Below are 15521 nucleotides of genomic sequence, written 5' to 3'. Positions count from 1 at the left end.
CGGGCCTGCGCGGGCGTCATCCGGCCGCGCGTGGGCTCCCCCGGGGGCGGCCCTGCCGTTCCCGGTTCCGCCGCCGCCTGCCCGTTCCTCCCGTACCGCCCGCGCGCGGACCGGCGAGGGAGAGGGCAGGGCATGGGCGGCGTCTCCGTGGACGAGGCGATGCGTCGTGCCATCGAGCTGGGTGCCCGGGGCCTCGGCACCACCAGCCCCAACCCGGTCGTCGGCTGTGTGCTGCTCGACGCGGACGGCACGGTCGTCGGGGAGGGCTTCCATGCCTACACCGGCGGGCCGCACGCCGAGATCGTCGCGCTCGCCCAGGCCGGTGAGCGGGCCCGGGGCGGCACCGCCGTGGTCACCCTGGAACCCTGCGACCACACCGGTCGTACCGGCCCGTGCAGTCACGCGCTGATCCGCGCCGGCATCGCCCGGGTCGTCGTCGCCGTGCCCGACCCCAACCCGGTCGCCTCGGGTGGTGCCGCCACCCTGCGCGCCGCCGGGGTGCGGGTCGAGTTCGGGGTACGCGCCGACGAGGCCGAGGCCGGCAACGTCGCCTGGCTGACCTCGATGCGGCGCGGCTGGCCGTACCTCATCTGGAAGTACGCCGCCACCCTCGACGGCCGGTCGGCGGCGGTCGACGGCAGCAGCATGTGGATCACCTCCGAGGCCGCCCGGATGGACGTGCACGCGCTGCGCGGCACCGTGGACGCGGTGATCGCCGGGGTCGGCACCGTGCTCACCGACGATCCCCGGCTGACCGCCCGTAACCTGCGCGACGGCACCCTGGCCATCCGGCAGCCGCTGCGGGTGGTGGTGGACAGCGCGGGGCGTACCCCGGCCGACGCCCGGGTCCGCGACGGTGCCGCCCGCACCTGGATCGCCACCGTCGCGGAGGTCGGGGCCGGCCCGGACGGCCGGGTCGACCTGCCGGCCCTGCTGGCCGAACTGCACCACCGGGGGGTACGCGCCGCGCTGCTGGAGGGCGGCCCCCGGCTGGCCGGGGCGTTCCTCGCCGCCGGCCTGGTCGACCGGGTCGTCGGTTACGTCGCGCCGAAGCTGCTCGGGGGTGGCCCCACCGCATTGATCGACGCCGGTGTGACGACCATCGCCGACGCCATCGATCTGGAACTCACCGACGTTACCCGGGTCGGATCCGACCTGCGGATCACCGCGCTGCCCCGGAAGAGGGAGGCCTGACATGTTCACCGGCATCGTCGAGGAGTTGGGCGAGGTCGTCCGGATCGCCGACACGGGGGGTGACTCGGCGCTGGTCGCGATCCGCGGCCCGCTGGTCACCTCCGACGCCCGGCACGGCGACTCCATCGCGGTCAACGGGGTCTGCCTGACCGTGGTCGAGGTCGACGGCGGGGTGTTCACCGCCGACGTGATGGGGGAGACCCTGCGGCGTTCGGCGCTCGGCGGGCTGCACCCCGGTGACCCGGTCAACCTGGAGCGGGCCGCCGCGTTGAACAGTCGGCTCGGCGGACACCTGGTGCAGGGCCACGTCGACGGGGTCGGCGAGGTGCTCTCCCGGGAGCCGGCCGCGCAGTGGGAGACCCTGCGGTTCCGGCTCCCCGCCGCCCTGGCCCGGTACGTGGTGGAGAAGGGCTCGATCACCGTCGACGGGGTGTCGCTGACCGTGGCGGCGGTGGGCGACGACTGGTTCACCGTCGGGCTGATCCCCACCACCCTCAAGCTCACCACGCTCGGCGGTCGGGGCGTCGGTGCCCCGGTCAACCTGGAGGTGGACGTGTTGGCCAAGTACGTCGAACGTCTCCTCGGCACCCGCCTGCCCGGCGACGGCGCACCGCCGTCCGCAGGCCCCCACGGGCCGGTGGCCGGGAACGCCGGTGGCCCGGTGCTCCCGTCGGTCGGCGGGGGTGCGCGGTGACCGGCCCGATAGGTTGGCTGCTCGACGCCCAGGTGCAGGTCGTCGGTTCCCCGGTGCTCGTCCGGGAGATCGTCGGCAACGCCTTCGGGCTGGTCTCGGCGCTGCTCGGGTTGCGCCGGCTGGTCTGGGCCTGGCCGGTCGGCATGATCGGCAACGGGTTGCTGTTCACGGTCTTCCTCGGCGGCGTGTTCGCCACCCCGCAGGCGCACGACCTCTACGGCCAGGCCGGCCGGCAGGTCTTCTTCTTCGCGGTCAGCGTCTACGGCTGGTGGCGCTGGTCGAGCAACCGCCGCCAGGGTGGGGACGCCCCGGCGGTCACCCCCCGCTGGGCCACCGGCCGGGAACGGCTGGGCCTGCTGCTCGCCGCCGTCGTCGGCACCGCGCTGGGCTATCCGCTGCTGGCCGCGCTCGGCTCCTGGGGGCCGCTGCCGGACGCCTGGATCCTCACCGGCAGCCTGCTGGCCACCTACGGGATGGCCCGGGGCTGGGTGGAGTTCTGGCTGGTCTGGATCGCCGTGGACGCGGTCGGCGTACCGCTGCTGCTGCGCGGCGGTTTCTATCCCTCGGCGGCGATGTACCTGGTCTACGGCGCACTCTGCGGCTGGGGCTTCGCCGCCTGGTGGCGCACCTCGCGGGCCGCCCGTACGGCGTCCGCGCCGATCCCGCCCACCTACTCGGAGGTCGTGGCATGAGCACGCACGGTGTCACCTTTGCCCGCATCGAGGAGGCGGTGGCCGACATCGCCGCCGGCCGGCCCGTCGTGGTGGTCGACGACGAGGACCGGGAGAACGAGGGCGACCTGATCTTCGCCGCCGAGCTGGCCACCCCGGAGCTGCTCGCCTTCATGGTCCGCTGGACCTCCGGTTACGTCTGCGTACCGCTGACCGAGGCGGAGTGCGACCGGTTGGACCTGCCGCCGATGCACCACACCAACCAGGACCGGCGCGGCACCGCGTACACGGTGACCGTGGACGCCCGGGAGGGGGTCAGCACCGGCATCTCCGCAGCCGACCGGGCGCACACCATCCGGCTGCTCGCCGACCCCGGCACCGACGCGACGGATTTGGCCCGCCCCGGCCACGTGGTGCCGCTGCGCGCCCGTGCCGGCGGGGTGCTGCGCCGACCCGGGCACACCGAGGCGGCGGTCGACCTGACCCGGCTGGCCGGGCTGCGGCCCGCCGGGGTGCTCTGCGAGCTGGTCAACGACGACGGCACCATGATGCGGCTGCCGGATCTGGAAAAGTTCTGCGTCGAGCACTCGCTCACCCTGGTCACCATCGCCGACCTGGTCGCCTACCGGCGGCGGCACGAGAAGCAGGTCGAGCAGGTCGCCGAGGCCCGGATGCCCACCCCGTACGGGGTGTTCCGGGCGCTGGGCTACCGGGCCGAACACGACCCGGCCGAACACGTCGCGCTGGTCTTCGGCGAGTTGGGCGAGGGCGACGACGTGCTGGTCCGGGTGCACTCCGAGTGTCTCACCGGGGACGTCTTCGGGTCGCTGCGCTGCGACTGCGGGCCGCAGTTGCAGGCGTCGCTGGCCCGGGTCGCCCGGGAGGGGCGGGGCGTGGTGCTCTATGTGCGCGGCCACGAGGGGCGGGGCATCGGTCTGCTGCACAAACTCCAGGCGTACCAGCTCCAGGACCAGGGCCGCGACACCGTGGACGCGAACCTCGACCTGGGGTTGCCCGCCGACGCCCGGGACTACGGCACCGGCGCGCAGATCCTCTACGACCTGGGCGTGCGGTCGATGCGGCTGCTCACCAACAACCCGGCCAAGCGTGCCGGCCTGGAGGGGTACGGGCTGACCGTCACCGGCCGGGAGGGGCTGCCGGTCCGGCCGCACCCGGAGAACGTCCGCTACCTGCGGACCAAGCGGGACCGGATGGGCCATCTGTTGGACGAGCTGGACGAGGTGACCGAGGCCCCGATGGGCCGGCCGGTCCCCGGCGACGAGATCGGAGCATGACCATGGCGGGTTTCGGTGAACCGGGAGTGACCCCGGTGGACGCCACCGGGTTGACGGTCGGGGTGGTGGCCGCGCGTTGGCACGGCGAGCTGACCGACCACATGCTCGACCGGGCGGTGGCCGCCGCGCAGGCGTGCGGTGCGCGGGCCGTGACGGCCCGGGTGGCCGGCTCGGTGGAGCTGCCGGTGGTGGCGCAGGCCCTGGCCCGGCGCTGCGACGTGGTGGTGGCCCTGGGCGTGGTGGTGCGCGGTGCGACCGCCCACTTCGACTACGTCTGCCGGTCGGTGACCGACGGGCTGACCCGGGTCGCCCTGGACGAGGGCAAGCCGGTGGCGCACGGGGTGCTGACCGTGGAGACCCTCGACCAGGCCCGGGACCGGGCCGGGCTGCCCGGCTCGGCCGAGGACAAGGGCTGGTCGGCCACCGTCGCCGCCCTCGACGCCGCCCTGGCGATTCGTACCGCCACCACCAACCCCCACCGCGTCGGCTTCGCCCACTGACCACCCGCTGCCCGCCGGTGAGTTGCGCACCATTGACGCGGGACACGCCCCGCACATCCATCGACCGGCCGAGTTCCACGCCGCAGTACGGGCGTTCCTGGACCGCACCCTCGGCTGATCCCGGGTCCCGCTGTCGCGCTGGTCGGGAAGGGCCCCTTCCTATACGGAAGGCGCTGGTGAGGGGCCCTTCCTTACAGGCGGCCGGCGTCGATGATCCGCTTGAGGAACTGGCGGGTCCTCGGGTGGGTCGGCTCACCGAGCACCTGGGCGGGTGGCCCGGCCTCGACCACCCGACCGGCGTCGAGGAAACAGACCTGGTCGGCGACCTCCCGGGCGAAGCCCATCTCGTGGGTGGCCAGCACCATGGTCATCCCGGCGGACTTCAGGTCCCGGATCATCGCCAGCACCTCCCCGACCAGCTCCGGGTCGAGCGCCGAGGTGACCTCGTCGAGCAGCATCAGCCGGGGCGAGTTGGCCAGCGCCCGGACGATCGCCACCCGCTGCTGCTGGCCGCCGGAGAGCCGGTCCGGGTAGGCGTCGGCCTTCCCGCCCAGGCCCACCCGGTCGAGCAGTTCCCGGGCCTGCGCCTCGGCCTCGGCCCGCTCCCGCCGGTGCACCCGGCGCGGCGCGAGGGTGACGTTGTCCAGCACGCTCAGGTGCGGAAACAGGTTGTACGACTGGAAGACCATGCCGATGCGCCGGCGGACCCGGTCGGGGTCGACCCGGGGGTCGGAGATCTCCACGCCGTCCAGCTCGATGGTCCCGTCGTCCAGCTCCTCCAGCAGGTTGACGCAGCGCAGCAGGGTCGACTTGCCCGACCCGGACGCGCCGATCAGGGCGACCACCTGGTGTTCCTCGACGGTCAGGTCGAGCCCGTCGAGGACCACCTGACCGCCGAACTCCTTGCGCAGCCCCCGGCAGGTCAGCACGGCCATCTCAGCCTCCGGACTGGCGTCGGGCCGAGCGCAGCGTCACCCAGTCGGTGACCGCGATCAGCGGGATGGCGAGCAGCACGAACAGCACCCCGGCCAGGATGTAGGGGGTGTAGTTGAAGGTCTGCGCGGTGGCGATCTGCGCCGCCCGGACGGCGTCGATCGGGCCGGCCAGGGAGACCAGGCCGACGTCCTTCTGCAACGCCACCACGTCGTTGAGCAGCGGCGGCGCGACCCGTCGGACGGCCTGCGGCAGCACCACGTGCCGCATGGTCTGCCGGTAGGTCAGCCCCAGCGAGCGGGCCGCCGCGAGCTGGCTCGGGTGGACCGACTCGATGCCGGCCCGGAACACCTCCGCCAGGTAACCGCCGTAGGTGAGCACCAGCGCCAGCCCGCCGAGCACCAGCACCGGGGGCATCCCCTGCAACCGCAGGCCGGGCACGCCGAGGGTGAGCACGTACAGCACGATGATCAGCGGCAGACCCCGGAAGGTGTACGTGTAGCCCGCCGCGAGCGCGCGGACCGGGAAGAAGACCGGCCCGCGCAGGGTCCGCAGCAGCGCGATCAGCAGGCCGAGCAGCAGCGCCCCGACGGCGCAGCAGGCCAGCAGCCGGACGTTGAGCCACAGCCCGGCGAGCACGTCCGGCAGGGCTTCCAGGGCGATCTGCCGGTCGAGGAACGACCGGCGGACCCGGTCCCAGCCGGGCGCGCCGGTGACCGCGACGACCAGCAGCGTGCCGAGCACCGCCGTGGAGGCGGCGGCGACCAGCACGCTGCGGGTCGTCTGCCGACGCCGGTACGCGGCCCGCCGCCGCTGCGCCGTCGACGGGACGTGTCGCCGGGGCGCGGCCGGGCTGTCGTGGTGTGGTGACACCCGGCTCACTGGAGTTCGGTCGCCCCCGCCACCTGGGCGAGCCACTTCTGCTCCAGTTGCTTGAGCGTGCCGTCCCCGGAGAGTTCACCGACGGTCTTGCTGACGCACAGGGTGATCGGTGAGTCCTTGTCCAGCAGCAGCCCGAACGCCTCCGGCGCACCCACCTGCGGCAGTTGGCCGACGATGGTGGCTTCGGGCAGCTCGGACCCGGTGATGTAGAACGCGGTCGGCAGGTCGACCACCAGACCGTCGAGCTGACCGTTCTGCAGGGCCTTCTTGGCGTCGTCGTTGCTGTTGTAGACCTGCGGCTTCACCGTCGGCTTGATCAGCGCGGTGATCGCCTGGTAGCTGGTGGTGCCCACCTGGGCGCCGAGCTTGGCGTTCTTGAGGTCCGCCACCGACTTCTTTCCGGCGATCTTCGAGGACTTGAGCGCGATGACCGTCTGCCGCACCAGGTAGTACGGGGCGGAGAAGTCGACCGCCTGCTTGCGCTCCTCGGTGATGGAGAACTGGTTGATGTCGAAGTCGAAGGTCTTCGGGCCGGGGGCGATGGCGGTGTCGAACTTGACCCGGGTCCAGGTGACGTCCCCCCGGGCGTAGCCGAGCTTCTCCGCCACCGCGTACGCGACGGCGGCCTCGAAGCCCTCGCCGGTGTCCGGTTTGTTGCCCTTGAACCATGGTTCGTACGCGGGTTCGTCGGTGGCGACGGTGAGCTTGCCCGGCGTCCGGGTCTTCAGGCTGTCCTTGGCGCAGGTGGCCGCCGTGGGGACGGCGTCGGGGGTGGGGGTCACTTCCTGGGGTGCGCATCCGGCCACCGCGACGAGGAGAACGGCGGCGGTGGCGGCGGCGCGGGCACGTGAGCTACTGCTGACCATGGCCGCCAGGATAGAGAAGAGCGCCGATCCCTCGAAGGGTGTCCCATCAGGTAGATGAGAGATCGATGTCCAAACGTGTCCGGTCCGTTGCCGGCGTGCCGTCCGGTCGTCCCGGCTGGGCCGGCACGCCACCGGGCTGGCGGGCGCGTCCCAGCCTGCGGGAACCCGGCGTGGCCGGACGACTCGGCCGGACCCCGGAGCGCACGGCGTCGGGGGGCGGCTGGAAGAATCCGGTCCCGTGAAGACGTTCGAGGAGTTGTTCGCCGAGCTCCAGGCCAAGGCCGCCGCCGGCACGCCGGGCTCGGGCACGGTCGCCGCCCTGTCCAAGGGGGTGCACTTCGTCGGCAAGAAGGTCGTCGAGGAGGCGGCCGAGTCGTGGATGGCCGCCGAGCACGAGGGGCCGGAACGCACCGCCGAGGAGATCTCGCAACTGCTCTACCAGGTGCAGGTGCTGATGCTGGCCAGCGGTCTGGAGCTGAAGGACGTCTACCGACATCTGTGAGTGCGCCCGCGTCGTTGATCTGATCCGATCGAAGGAGCACTCCGTCATGCTGCGTGTCGCCGTACCCAACAAGGGCGCCCTGGCCGAGAAGGCCGCCCAGATGCTGCGCGAGGCGGGCTACCGCCAGCGCACCGACCCCAAGGACCTGGTCTGCCCGGACGAGGCCAACGACATCGAGTTCTTCTACCTGCGCCCGAAGGACATCGCCACCTACGTCGGCTCGGGTGACCTCGACGTCGGGATCACCGGCCGGGACCTGCTGATCGACTCCGGCGCCCCCGCCGAGGAGGTGGTCGACCTGGCGTTCGGTCGGGCCACCTTCCGCTTCGCCGCCCGCCCCCAGGACGTCGGTGACGTGCAGGAGCTGGGCGGGCACCGGATCGCCACCGCGTACCCGGGGCTGGTCGAGCGCTACCTGGCCGACCTGGGCGTCAAGGCCGACGTGATCCGGCTCGACGGCGCGGTGGAGAACGCCATCCGGCTCGGGGTCGCCGACGTCGTCGCCGACGTGGTGGAGACCGGCGCGACGCTGCGCCAGGCCGGGCTGGTGGTCTTCGGGGACCCGCTGCTGCGCTCCTCGGCGGTGCTGGTCCGCCGGGCCGGTGCGCCGGCGCACCCGCAGGCGGAGCAGTTGCTGCGTCGCCTGCACGGGGTGCTGGTGGCCCGCCGGTACGTGATGCTCGCCTACGACGTGCCGGCCGGCCTGCTCGACCGGGCCAGCGCCCTCACCCCGGGCATCGAGTCGCCGACGGTCTCCCCGCTGCACCGGGAGGGCTGGGTCGCCGTGCAGGCGATGGTGCTCCGCGACGACGTGCACCGGATCATGGACGAGCTGTACGAGTTGGGCGCCCGCGCCATCCTGGTCACCAACATCCACGCCTGCCGCCTCTGATCCCGCCACCGGGTGGCGGCGCGGGGGTGGGCTGCGGCGGGTGGCAGACTGGAGCGGTGAGCGACACCGAGTTGATCCGCCTGAAGCCGCGCTGTATCCGGGTCGTCTGTTGGGCCTCGGCGATCGCCCTGCTGGTGGTCTTCAGCCTGGTGGCCACCTCGTTGACCGGGGCGACCGGCGAGGGCTACGGCACCTTCCAGCGGGGTGACCAGTTCGCCATGATCGGCCTCGGGGTGTTCGGCGCGCTGGGCATCCTGCTGTTCACCCGGCCCCGGGTCGAGGCGGACGCCCGGGGGGTGCGGGTGCGCAACATCCTCGGCTCGTACGAGTTGCCCTGGGAGGTGGTCCGGGGGGTGCGCTTCGACCGGGGTGCGCCGTGGGCCAGCCTGGAGCTGCACGACGACGACCTGCTGCCGATGGTGGCGCTCCAGGCTGCCGACAAGGAGATCGCGGTCGACGGGGTGCGCGCGTTGCGCCGGTTGCACCAGGCCCACCTGGCCCGCCTGGGCGGCGCCTCCACCATCCGCTGACCGCGCCGACCGACCGGCGACGGGGGTAGCCGACCGGCAGCCGGTCGGCTACCAGGCTGGCCGTGCCGGCCGGTCCGGGCCCGCCGCCGGGCTTCTCGGGCCGTGTTGACCTGCGGGCCCGGTTTGGGGATGGCTGGGGCGGGGGTGTAGTGTTTCGGAGTCGACCAGACTGCCTCCGCCTCCGGCGGTCAGGCGGTCCCGAAGCGGAGCGCCTGCTCCCACCCGAGTCGCCCCAGTCGGTGGCCGGGTCCGGTCACCGGTTCCGGGCATGTCCCGGTGCCGGATGCGCGATCATGTGATCGTGCCGACCGGTCGAGCGGGCCCTGGCATGTGCCGGGGCCTTCTGCTTTCCGAGTCGTCCCCACCCGGGGGCCGCGCGGAGTCGGCCACACAGCAGACTCGACTCGAGGAGGCCCCATCAGCGTCGAACCACGCGTGAACGAGCAGATCCGGGCACGTGAGGTCCGACTGGTCGGCCCTGAGGGTGAGCAGGTGGGCATCGTCCCGCTGGAGCGCGCCCTGCAGCTGGCCGCGGACGTCGACCTGGACCTGGTCGAGGTTGCGCCGATGGCGCGCCCGCCGGTGTGCAAGCTCATGGACTTCGGCAAGTTCAAGTACGAGAGCGCACTCAAGGCGCGCGAAGCGCGGCGTAACCAGCAGCAGACCGTCATCAAGGAGATGAAGCTCCGGCCGAAGATCGACCCGCACGACTACGAGACCAAGAAGGGTCACGTGGTGCGGTTCCTCAAGGCGGGCGACAAGGTCAAGGTGACGATCATGTTCCGTGGTCGGGAGCAGAGCCGCCCGGAGCTGGGTTACCGGCTCCTGCGCCGGCTCGAGTCCGAGATCACGGACCTGGGATACGTCGAGGCCGCTCCGAAGCAGGACGGTCGGAACATGATCATGGTCCTCGCGCCGCACCGGGCCGTGAAGGCCTCCGCGGTCGCCGCCACGGCGTCCCGCACCGGCCCCCGGGACCGGACCGCGGACGAGTCCGCGCCGCCGGCAGACGGCGAGGCCCCGGTGGCCGGCGAGACCGCAGCAGCCGGCGAGACCGGCCCGACCGCTGACACCAGCGGCCAGTAACAGGGAGAAGACGTTCCACATGCCGAAGATGAAGAGCCACACGGGTATGGGCAAGCGGGTCAAGGTGACCGGCAAGGGCAAGATCGTCGCCCAGCAGGCCGGCCTTCGCCACAACCTGGAGAAGAAGCCGTCCACCCAGACCCGGCGGCTGACCGGCACGGTCGAGCTGGCCAAGTCCGACGTCAAGCGCATCAAGAAGCTGCTCGGCCGCTGACGCGCGCCACCTTTACCTAACAAGGAGTTGAGATGGCACGCGTCAAGCGGGCTGTGAACGCCCAGAAGAAGCGTCGTACCCTGCTGGAGACCGCGAGTGGTTACCGCGGTCAGCGCTCCCGGCTGTACCGCAAGGCCAAGGAGCAGGTGCTGCACTCGATGCAGTACGCCTACCGGGACCGTCGTGACCGCAAGGGCGACTTCCGGCAGCTCTGGATCCAGCGCATCAACGCTGGCGCCCGGGCCAACGGCATGACCTACAACCGGCTCATCCAGGGCCTGCGCCTGGCCGGCATCGAGGTCGACCGCAAGATCCTCGCCGACATGGCCGTCCACGACGCCGCGTCGTTCGCCGCGATCGTCGAGCTGGCCCGCGCCGCCGTGACGGCCGAGGGCACCGGTGGCGCCGCAGCCCAGGCTGCCTGACCACCCGCAACAACGGATCGAGGCGTCTCCCATGCAGTCACCAGCGCACGGGAGACGCCTCGACGCCGTCACCGGCCCGTTCACCCCGCGTACCCCCAGGGTGGTCGCCGCCCGCCGGCTGCACCGGCGTCGGGACCGCGACACGGCCGGCCGGTTCCTCGCCGAGGGCCCGCAGGCGGTCCGCGAGGCCCTCGACCGCACCGACACGGTGGTGGAACTCTTCGGCACCCCGACCGCCCTGGACCGGCACGCCGACCTGGCGGCCCGCGCCGCCCGCGCCGACCTGCCGGTCTCCGAGATCACCGACGAGGCCCTGGCCGCGTTGACCGAGACCGTCGCCCCGCAGGGGCTGGTCGCCGTCTGCCGGCACCTCGACGTGCCGTTGCGGACCGCCCTGGCGCGCGGACCGCGCCTGGTCGCGGTGCTCGCCGGCATCCGTGACCCGGGCAACGCCGGCACCGTGCTGCGCACCGCCGACGCGGCCGGCGCGGGCGTGGTGGTCTTCGCCGGTGACACCGTCGATCCCTACAACGGCAAGTGCGTGCGGGCCTCCGCCGGCAGCCTCTTCCACGTCGACGTGGTCCGCGCCGCCGACCCCGGCGCGGCGGTCGCCGGGCTCCGCGCCGCCGGGCTCACGATTCTCGCCACCACCGGGTACGGCGACAGCGACCTCGACGACCTCGTCGACCACGGCCGGCTCGCCGCCCCCACCGCCTGGCTGTTCGGGGCCGAGGCGCACGGTCTGCCCGAGGAGTTGACCGCCGTCGCCGACGCCCGGGTCCGGGTGCCGCTGCACGGGCGGGCCGAGAGCCTGAACCTGGCTGCGGCTGCCGCCGTCTGCCTGTACGCTTCAGCCCGAGCACTGCGCTGACCCCGGTCGGCGCACACCCAGCAGGGGAGTCGGTCACGTGCGGAACGCGCCACGGCGTTCGTTTACCCAGCCCGCCGGTGTCGGCGGGCGGCGGGCCTGACCCTTCCCCGCGCGCAACTCCCACCGGCGGGCTGCGGCGAAGCCGCGCGTCCGTAGACTCGCCTAGCCGCCCGGGAGGGTCGGCGCCGCCGTGAGGGAGTGCCCGTACGCCATGAGCTACCGCAACGATCCGTACGACCCGAAGCAGGTCGCCCTGCTCGACCCGGCCGCCCTGGCCGAGGCGGTGGCCACCGCCGAGCAGGCGTTCACCGCCGCCACCGACCCCGACGCGTTGACCGCGCTGCGCCCCGCGCACCTCGGTGACCGGTCCCCGGTGTCGCTGGCCCGCCGGGAGATCGGCGCGCTGCCGCCGGCCGCGAAGTCCGACGCCGGCAAGCGGGTCAACGAGGCCCGCCGGGCGATCGAGTCCGCGTACGCGGCCCGCGCCGAGGTGCTCGACCGGGAGCAGGCCGCCCGGGTGCTGGTCGAGGAGCGGGTCGACGTGACCCTGCCGTACGACCGGCGGCCCCGGGGTGCACGCCACCCGCTGTCGACCCTGATGGAGCAGATCAGCGACCTGTTCGTCGGGATGGGCTACGAGGTGGCCGAGGGTCCCGAGGTCGAGTTGGAGTGGACCAACTTCGACGCGTTGAACATCCCCGCCGACCATCCGGCACGCGGGCTGATGGACACCTTCCACATCGCACCGCCGGCCGGCGCGGACACCTCCGGCCTGGTGCTGCGCACCCACACCTCGCCGGTGCAGGCGCGCACCATGCTCACCCGCAAGCCCCCCATCTACGTGGTGGTGCCCGGCCGGGTCTACCGCACCGACGAGTTGGACGCCACCCACGCGCCCGTCTTCCACCAGGTCGAGGGCCTGGTGGTGGACCGGGGCATCACGATGGCGCACCTGCGCGGCACCCTCGACCACTTCGCCCGGGCCATGTTCGGCGCGGGGGCGAAGACCCGGTGGCGTCCGCACTACTTCCCGTTCACCGAGCCGTCGGGGGAGTTCGACGTGTGGTTCCCCGAGCACCGCGACGGCCCGCGCTGGGTCGAGTGGGGCGGCTGCGGCATGGTCAACCCGAGGGTGCTGCGGGCCTGCGGCATCGACCCGGAGGTCTACTCCGGGTTCGCGTTCGGCATGGGCATCGACCGGACGGTGATGTTCCGGCACGGGGTCAGCGACATGCGGGACATGGCCGAGGGCGACGTGCGGTTCACCCGCGCGTTCGGGGCCGGGGCGTAGGGCGATGCGGGTACGAGTCACGGAGACGGTGGTCTGAGTCATGCGAGTTTCTGTCAGTTGGCTGCGGGAGTATGTCGATCTCCCCGTCGACCTGCCCACCGAGGATCTGGAACAGGCCCTGGTGGACCTCGGCATCGAGGTCGAGTCAGTGGTGGACCTGCGCCGCACGGTCACCGGTCCGCTGGTCGTCGGTGAGGTCCGCGAGATCGAGGAGCTGACCGGGTTCAAGAAGCCGATCCGGCACTGCCTGGTCGACGTCGGCGCCGCCAACGGCACCGGCGAACTCCAGCAGATCGTCTGCGGGGCGCGGAACTTCGCCCCCGGCGACCGGGTCGTGGTGATCCTGCCCGGCGGGGTCCTGCCCGGCGACTTCACCATCGGCGCGCGCAAGACGTACGGCCGGATGTCGGCCGGCATGATCTGCTCGGCGCAGGAGCTGGGCCTGGGTGACGACCACTCCGGCATCATCGTGCTGCCGCCGGACACCGCCGCCCGACCCGGCGACGACGCCCGCCCGGTGGTGGGCCTCGACGACGTCGTGGTCGAGCTGGAGATCACCCCCGACCGGGGGTACGCGTTGAGCGTGCGCGGCATCGCCCGGGAGCTGGCGTACGCCCTGGGGTTGTCCTTCCGTGACCCGGGCCTGGTGCCCGCGCCGGCCGGGACGGCCGAGCCGGCGTACCCGGTGCAGCTGCGCGACACGGTGGGCTGTGACCGGTTCACCGCCCGGATGGTCCGGGGTGTCGACCCGACGGCGGCCACGCCCGGCTGGATGCGGCAGCGGCTGACCGTGGCCGGCATCCGCAGCATCTCGCTGCCGGTCGACATCACCAACTACGTGATGCTCGAGTTGGGTCAGCCGATGCACGCCTTCGACGCCGACCGGATCACCGGTCCGCTGGTGGTGCGCCGGGCCGAGGCGGGCGAGAAGGTGACCACCCTGGACGGTGTGGTCCGCGCGCTCACCACCGAGGACATGGTGATCTGCGATGCCGGGCTGCCCAACTCCCTCGCGGGCGAGGGCGACGGCGTCCCGATCTCGCTGGCCGCGGTGATGGGCGGCGAGACCAGTGAGGTGGTCGGCGGCACCACCGACGTGCTGCTGGAGGCAGCCCACTGGGACCCGGTGATGGTGGGCCGTACCGCCCGCCGGCACAAGCTGTTCAGCGAGGCGGCCAAGCGGTGGGAGCGGGGGGTCGACCCGGCGCTGCCGCTGGTGGCCCTCCAGCGCGCCGTCGAGCTGCTCACCACGCACGGCGGTGGCGAGGCCGGCGCGGAGGTCCTCGACCTCGACCACGTCCGGCCGATGCGCCCGGTCACCCTCCCGGCCGACCTGCCGTCGCGCCGGATCGGGGTGGACTACTCCCCGCAGCGGGTGGTCGACCTGCTGGAGCAGGTGGGTTGCACGGTGATCCGGGGCGGCGACCGGCTGGCCGAGGACCCGGGGACGGTCGGGACGGCCGCCGATGCCGGCGACGTGCTCACCGTCACCCCGCCGACCTGGCGGCCCGACCTCACCGACCCGGCGGACCTGGTCGAGGAGGTGGTCCGCCTCGACGGTTACGACCGGGTGCCGTCGGTGCTGCCGACCGCGCCGCCCGGCCGGGGTCTGACCTGGCAGCAGCGTCGCCGCCGGGCGGTGGCCCGCTCACTGGCCGAACGCGGCTACGTCGAGGTGCTGGGCCTGCCGTTCGTCGCCCCGGAGCTGGCCGACCAGCTGGGGCTGCCCGCCGACGATCCGCGTCGGCCGGCGGTGCGGCTGGCCAACCCGCTGTCGGAGGAGGAGCCGCTGCTGCGCACCACGCTGCTCGGCCCGCTGCTGGGCATCCTCAAGCGCAACCTGGGCCGGGGCCACCGTGACCTCGCGCTCTATGAGATCGGCACGGTGTTCCACCCGCGGGCCGGGGTGGGTGCGCCGCCGGTCATGGGGGTGGACCGTCGCCCCACCGACGCCGAGTTCGCCGCCGCCGACGCGGTGGTGCCGGCCCAGCCCCGGCACGTCGCGGTGGTGCTCACCGGTGACGTGGAACCGGCCGGCTGGTGGGGCGCTGGCCGCGCCGCCGGCTGGGCCGACGCCGTGGAGGCCGGCCGGGCGGTGCTCGCCGCCGCCGACCTGCCGGCGGACCGGATAGAGGTACGGGCCGCCGAGCACGCCCCCTGGCACCCGGGTCGCTGTGCCGCGCTGCTGGTCGACGGGGTGGTGGTCGGCCACGCCGGTGAGCTGCACCCGACGGTGGTGGCGGCGTTGGAGCTGCCCCGCCGCACCAGCGCCATGGAACTGGACCTGGACGCCCTGCCGGCCGCCCCGGTGGTGTCCGCGCCGACCGTGTCGGGGTTCCCCCCCGCGTTGATCGACGTGGCGTTGGTGCTGGACGAGTCGGTGCCGGCCGCCGACGTCCGGGCCGCACTGGTCGAGGGGGCCGGTGAGCTGCTGGAGCACGTCCGGCTCTTCGACGTGTACGCCTCGGAGTCGCTCGGCGCGGGTCGCCGGTCGCTGGCGTACAAGCTCACCTTCCGGGCGCCGGACCGGACGCTGACCGTGGAGGAGGCGGTGGCCGCCCGGGACGCCGCCGTGGCCGTCGCCGCCCGGCGGTTCGGGGCGACCCTGCGCGGCGCCTGAGGCGCACCGGCCTGACGACGGCCCCGATCCGTTCACCGGGTCGGGGCCGTCGCCG

The 15521-nt window shown here is 73.2% G+C and carries 17 protein-coding genes; 14 read left to right on the top strand and 3 right to left on the bottom strand.

All coding sequences use genetic code 11. From position 1 onward, the window contains the following. Positions 1-132: 132 nt before the first annotated feature. The 5 genes from ribD to ribH are packed head-to-tail and all read left to right on the top strand — an operon-like array spanning position 133 to position 4354. Complete coding sequence (ribD, locus tag AB0C22_RS17125; protein WP_219469743.1) at positions 133-1194, top strand: bifunctional diaminohydroxyphosphoribosylaminopyrimidine deaminase/5-amino-6-(5-phosphoribosylamino)uracil reductase RibD; 1062 nt, start codon at positions 133-135, stop codon at positions 1192-1194. A gap of 1 nt (position 1195) precedes the next feature. Next, complete coding sequence (locus tag AB0C22_RS17120; protein ID WP_255597958.1) at positions 1196-1888, top strand: riboflavin synthase; 693 nt, start codon at positions 1196-1198, stop codon at positions 1886-1888. Beyond that, entirely contained in the window at positions 1885-2580 is a 696-nt protein-coding gene (gene pnuC, locus AB0C22_RS17115) for a nicotinamide riboside transporter PnuC (RefSeq protein ID WP_208570175.1), read from the top strand. The genes AB0C22_RS17120 and pnuC overlap by 4 nt, the downstream gene beginning before the upstream one ends. Further along, the gene (locus AB0C22_RS17110) at positions 2577-3854 is read left to right on the top strand and encodes a bifunctional 3,4-dihydroxy-2-butanone-4-phosphate synthase/GTP cyclohydrolase II (protein ID WP_357535817.1); all 1278 of its coding nucleotides are present in this window, start codon (positions 2577-2579) and stop codon (positions 3852-3854) included. Before pnuC ends, AB0C22_RS17110 begins: the two co-directional genes overlap by 4 nt. A gap of 2 nt (positions 3855-3856) precedes the next feature. Further along, a complete protein-coding gene (gene ribH, locus AB0C22_RS17105; protein WP_219470879.1) occupies positions 3857-4354 on the top strand; it encodes a 6,7-dimethyl-8-ribityllumazine synthase in 498 nt (165 codons plus the stop codon). A gap of 191 nt (positions 4355-4545) precedes the next feature. On the opposite strand, the gene AB0C22_RS17100 is transcribed toward ribH, so the two are convergent. From AB0C22_RS17100 to AB0C22_RS17090, 3 genes are read right to left on the bottom strand one after another with little or no spacing between them, the layout of a single operon-like run. Further along, positions 4546-5289, bottom strand: a complete 744-nt coding sequence (locus AB0C22_RS17100; RefSeq protein ID WP_219469749.1) for an amino acid ABC transporter ATP-binding protein — start codon at positions 5287-5289, stop codon at positions 4546-4548. A 1-nt stretch (position 5290) separates the two neighbouring features. Further along, positions 5291-6160, bottom strand: coding sequence for an amino acid ABC transporter permease (locus tag AB0C22_RS17095; protein ID WP_219469753.1), 870 nt, complete (start codon positions 6158-6160; stop codon positions 5291-5293). Positions 6161-6165: 5 nt separating this feature from the next. Beyond that, positions 6166-7035 (bottom strand): transporter substrate-binding domain-containing protein, encoded by an 870-nt coding sequence (locus AB0C22_RS17090; protein ID WP_208570179.1) that lies wholly within the window; start codon positions 7033-7035, stop codon positions 6166-6168. Between the two features lie 238 nt (positions 7036-7273). Between AB0C22_RS17090 and AB0C22_RS17085 the strand changes: the two genes are divergently transcribed. The 9 genes from AB0C22_RS17085 to pheT all read left to right on the top strand — a co-directional run bounded on the left by AB0C22_RS17085 (position 7274) and on the right by pheT (position 15466). Continuing rightward, on the top strand, positions 7274-7537 hold the full coding sequence (locus AB0C22_RS17085) for a phosphoribosyl-ATP diphosphatase (protein WP_132265090.1): 264 nt from the start codon (positions 7274-7276) through the stop codon (positions 7535-7537). A 46-nt stretch (positions 7538-7583) separates the two neighbouring features. Continuing rightward, on the top strand, positions 7584-8429 hold the full coding sequence (hisG, locus tag AB0C22_RS17080; RefSeq protein ID WP_208570180.1) for an ATP phosphoribosyltransferase: 846 nt from the start codon (positions 7584-7586) through the stop codon (positions 8427-8429). Positions 8430-8485: 56 nt separating this feature from the next. Then, positions 8486-8959 (top strand): PH domain-containing protein, encoded by a 474-nt coding sequence (locus tag AB0C22_RS17075; protein WP_357535814.1) that lies wholly within the window; start codon positions 8486-8488, stop codon positions 8957-8959. A 435-nt stretch (positions 8960-9394) separates the two neighbouring features. Beyond that, positions 9395-10045, top strand: a complete 651-nt coding sequence (gene infC, locus AB0C22_RS17070) for a translation initiation factor IF-3 (RefSeq protein ID WP_219469758.1) — start codon at positions 9395-9397, stop codon at positions 10043-10045. 19 nt (positions 10046-10064) lie between these two features. Continuing rightward, complete coding sequence (rpmI, locus tag AB0C22_RS17065) at positions 10065-10259, top strand: 50S ribosomal protein L35 (protein WP_088645193.1); 195 nt, start codon at positions 10065-10067, stop codon at positions 10257-10259. Between the two features lie 32 nt (positions 10260-10291). Beyond that, the gene (rplT, locus tag AB0C22_RS17060; protein WP_219469761.1) at positions 10292-10684 is read left to right on the top strand and encodes a 50S ribosomal protein L20; all 393 of its coding nucleotides are present in this window, start codon (positions 10292-10294) and stop codon (positions 10682-10684) included. Between the two features lie 31 nt (positions 10685-10715). After that, complete coding sequence (locus tag AB0C22_RS17055) at positions 10716-11555, top strand: RNA methyltransferase (protein WP_091253229.1); 840 nt, start codon at positions 10716-10718, stop codon at positions 11553-11555. 211 nt (positions 11556-11766) lie between these two features. Next, positions 11767-12846 carry a phenylalanine--tRNA ligase subunit alpha gene (pheS, locus tag AB0C22_RS17050; protein WP_219469765.1) on the top strand — a complete coding sequence of 360 codons (1080 nt, stop codon included), beginning with the start codon at positions 11767-11769 and terminating at the stop codon, positions 12844-12846. A gap of 40 nt (positions 12847-12886) precedes the next feature. Beyond that, a complete protein-coding gene (pheT, locus tag AB0C22_RS17045) occupies positions 12887-15466 on the top strand; it encodes a phenylalanine--tRNA ligase subunit beta (protein ID WP_219469767.1) in 2580 nt (859 codons plus the stop codon). Positions 15467-15521: the final 55 nt, after the last annotated feature.

The organism is Micromonospora sp. NPDC048894 (assembly GCF_040649765.1).
Classification (GTDB): domain Bacteria; phylum Actinomycetota; class Actinomycetes; order Mycobacteriales; family Micromonosporaceae; genus Micromonospora; species Micromonospora antibiotica.
Note: the sequence above shows the minus strand (reverse complement) of the source record. Positions and strands in the feature narration are given on the sequence as shown.

Excerpts from the sequence above, each read along its gene's own strand:
- AB0C22_RS17120 (WP_255597958.1), top strand. The coding sequence starts at position 1,196 with ATGTTCACCGGCATCGTCGAGGAGTTGGGCGAGGTCGTCCGGATCGCC.
- ribD (WP_219469743.1), top strand. The coding sequence starts at position 133 with ATGGGCGGCGTCTCCGTGGACGAGGCGATGCGTCGTGCCATCGAGCTG.
- pheS (WP_219469765.1), top strand. The coding sequence starts at position 11,767 with ATGAGCTACCGCAACGATCCGTACGACCCGAAGCAGGTCGCCCTGCTC.
- hisG (WP_208570180.1), top strand. The coding sequence starts at position 7,584 with ATGCTGCGTGTCGCCGTACCCAACAAGGGCGCCCTGGCCGAGAAGGCC.
- ribH (WP_219470879.1), top strand. The coding sequence starts at position 3,857 with ATGGCGGGTTTCGGTGAACCGGGAGTGACCCCGGTGGACGCCACCGGG.
- AB0C22_RS17090 (WP_208570179.1), bottom strand. The coding sequence starts at position 7,035 with ATGGTCAGCAGTAGCTCACGTGCCCGCGCCGCCGCCACCGCCGCCGTT.
- rpmI (WP_088645193.1), top strand. The coding sequence starts at position 10,065 with ATGCCGAAGATGAAGAGCCACACGGGTATGGGCAAGCGGGTCAAGGTG.
- pheT (WP_219469767.1), top strand. The coding sequence starts at position 12,887 with ATGCGAGTTTCTGTCAGTTGGCTGCGGGAGTATGTCGATCTCCCCGTC.
- AB0C22_RS17055 (WP_091253229.1), top strand. The coding sequence starts at position 10,716 with ATGCAGTCACCAGCGCACGGGAGACGCCTCGACGCCGTCACCGGCCCG.
- AB0C22_RS17100 (WP_219469749.1), bottom strand. The coding sequence starts at position 5,289 with ATGGCCGTGCTGACCTGCCGGGGGCTGCGCAAGGAGTTCGGCGGTCAG.
- AB0C22_RS17110 (WP_357535817.1), top strand. The coding sequence starts at position 2,577 with ATGAGCACGCACGGTGTCACCTTTGCCCGCATCGAGGAGGCGGTGGCC.
- rplT (WP_219469761.1), top strand. The coding sequence starts at position 10,292 with ATGGCACGCGTCAAGCGGGCTGTGAACGCCCAGAAGAAGCGTCGTACC.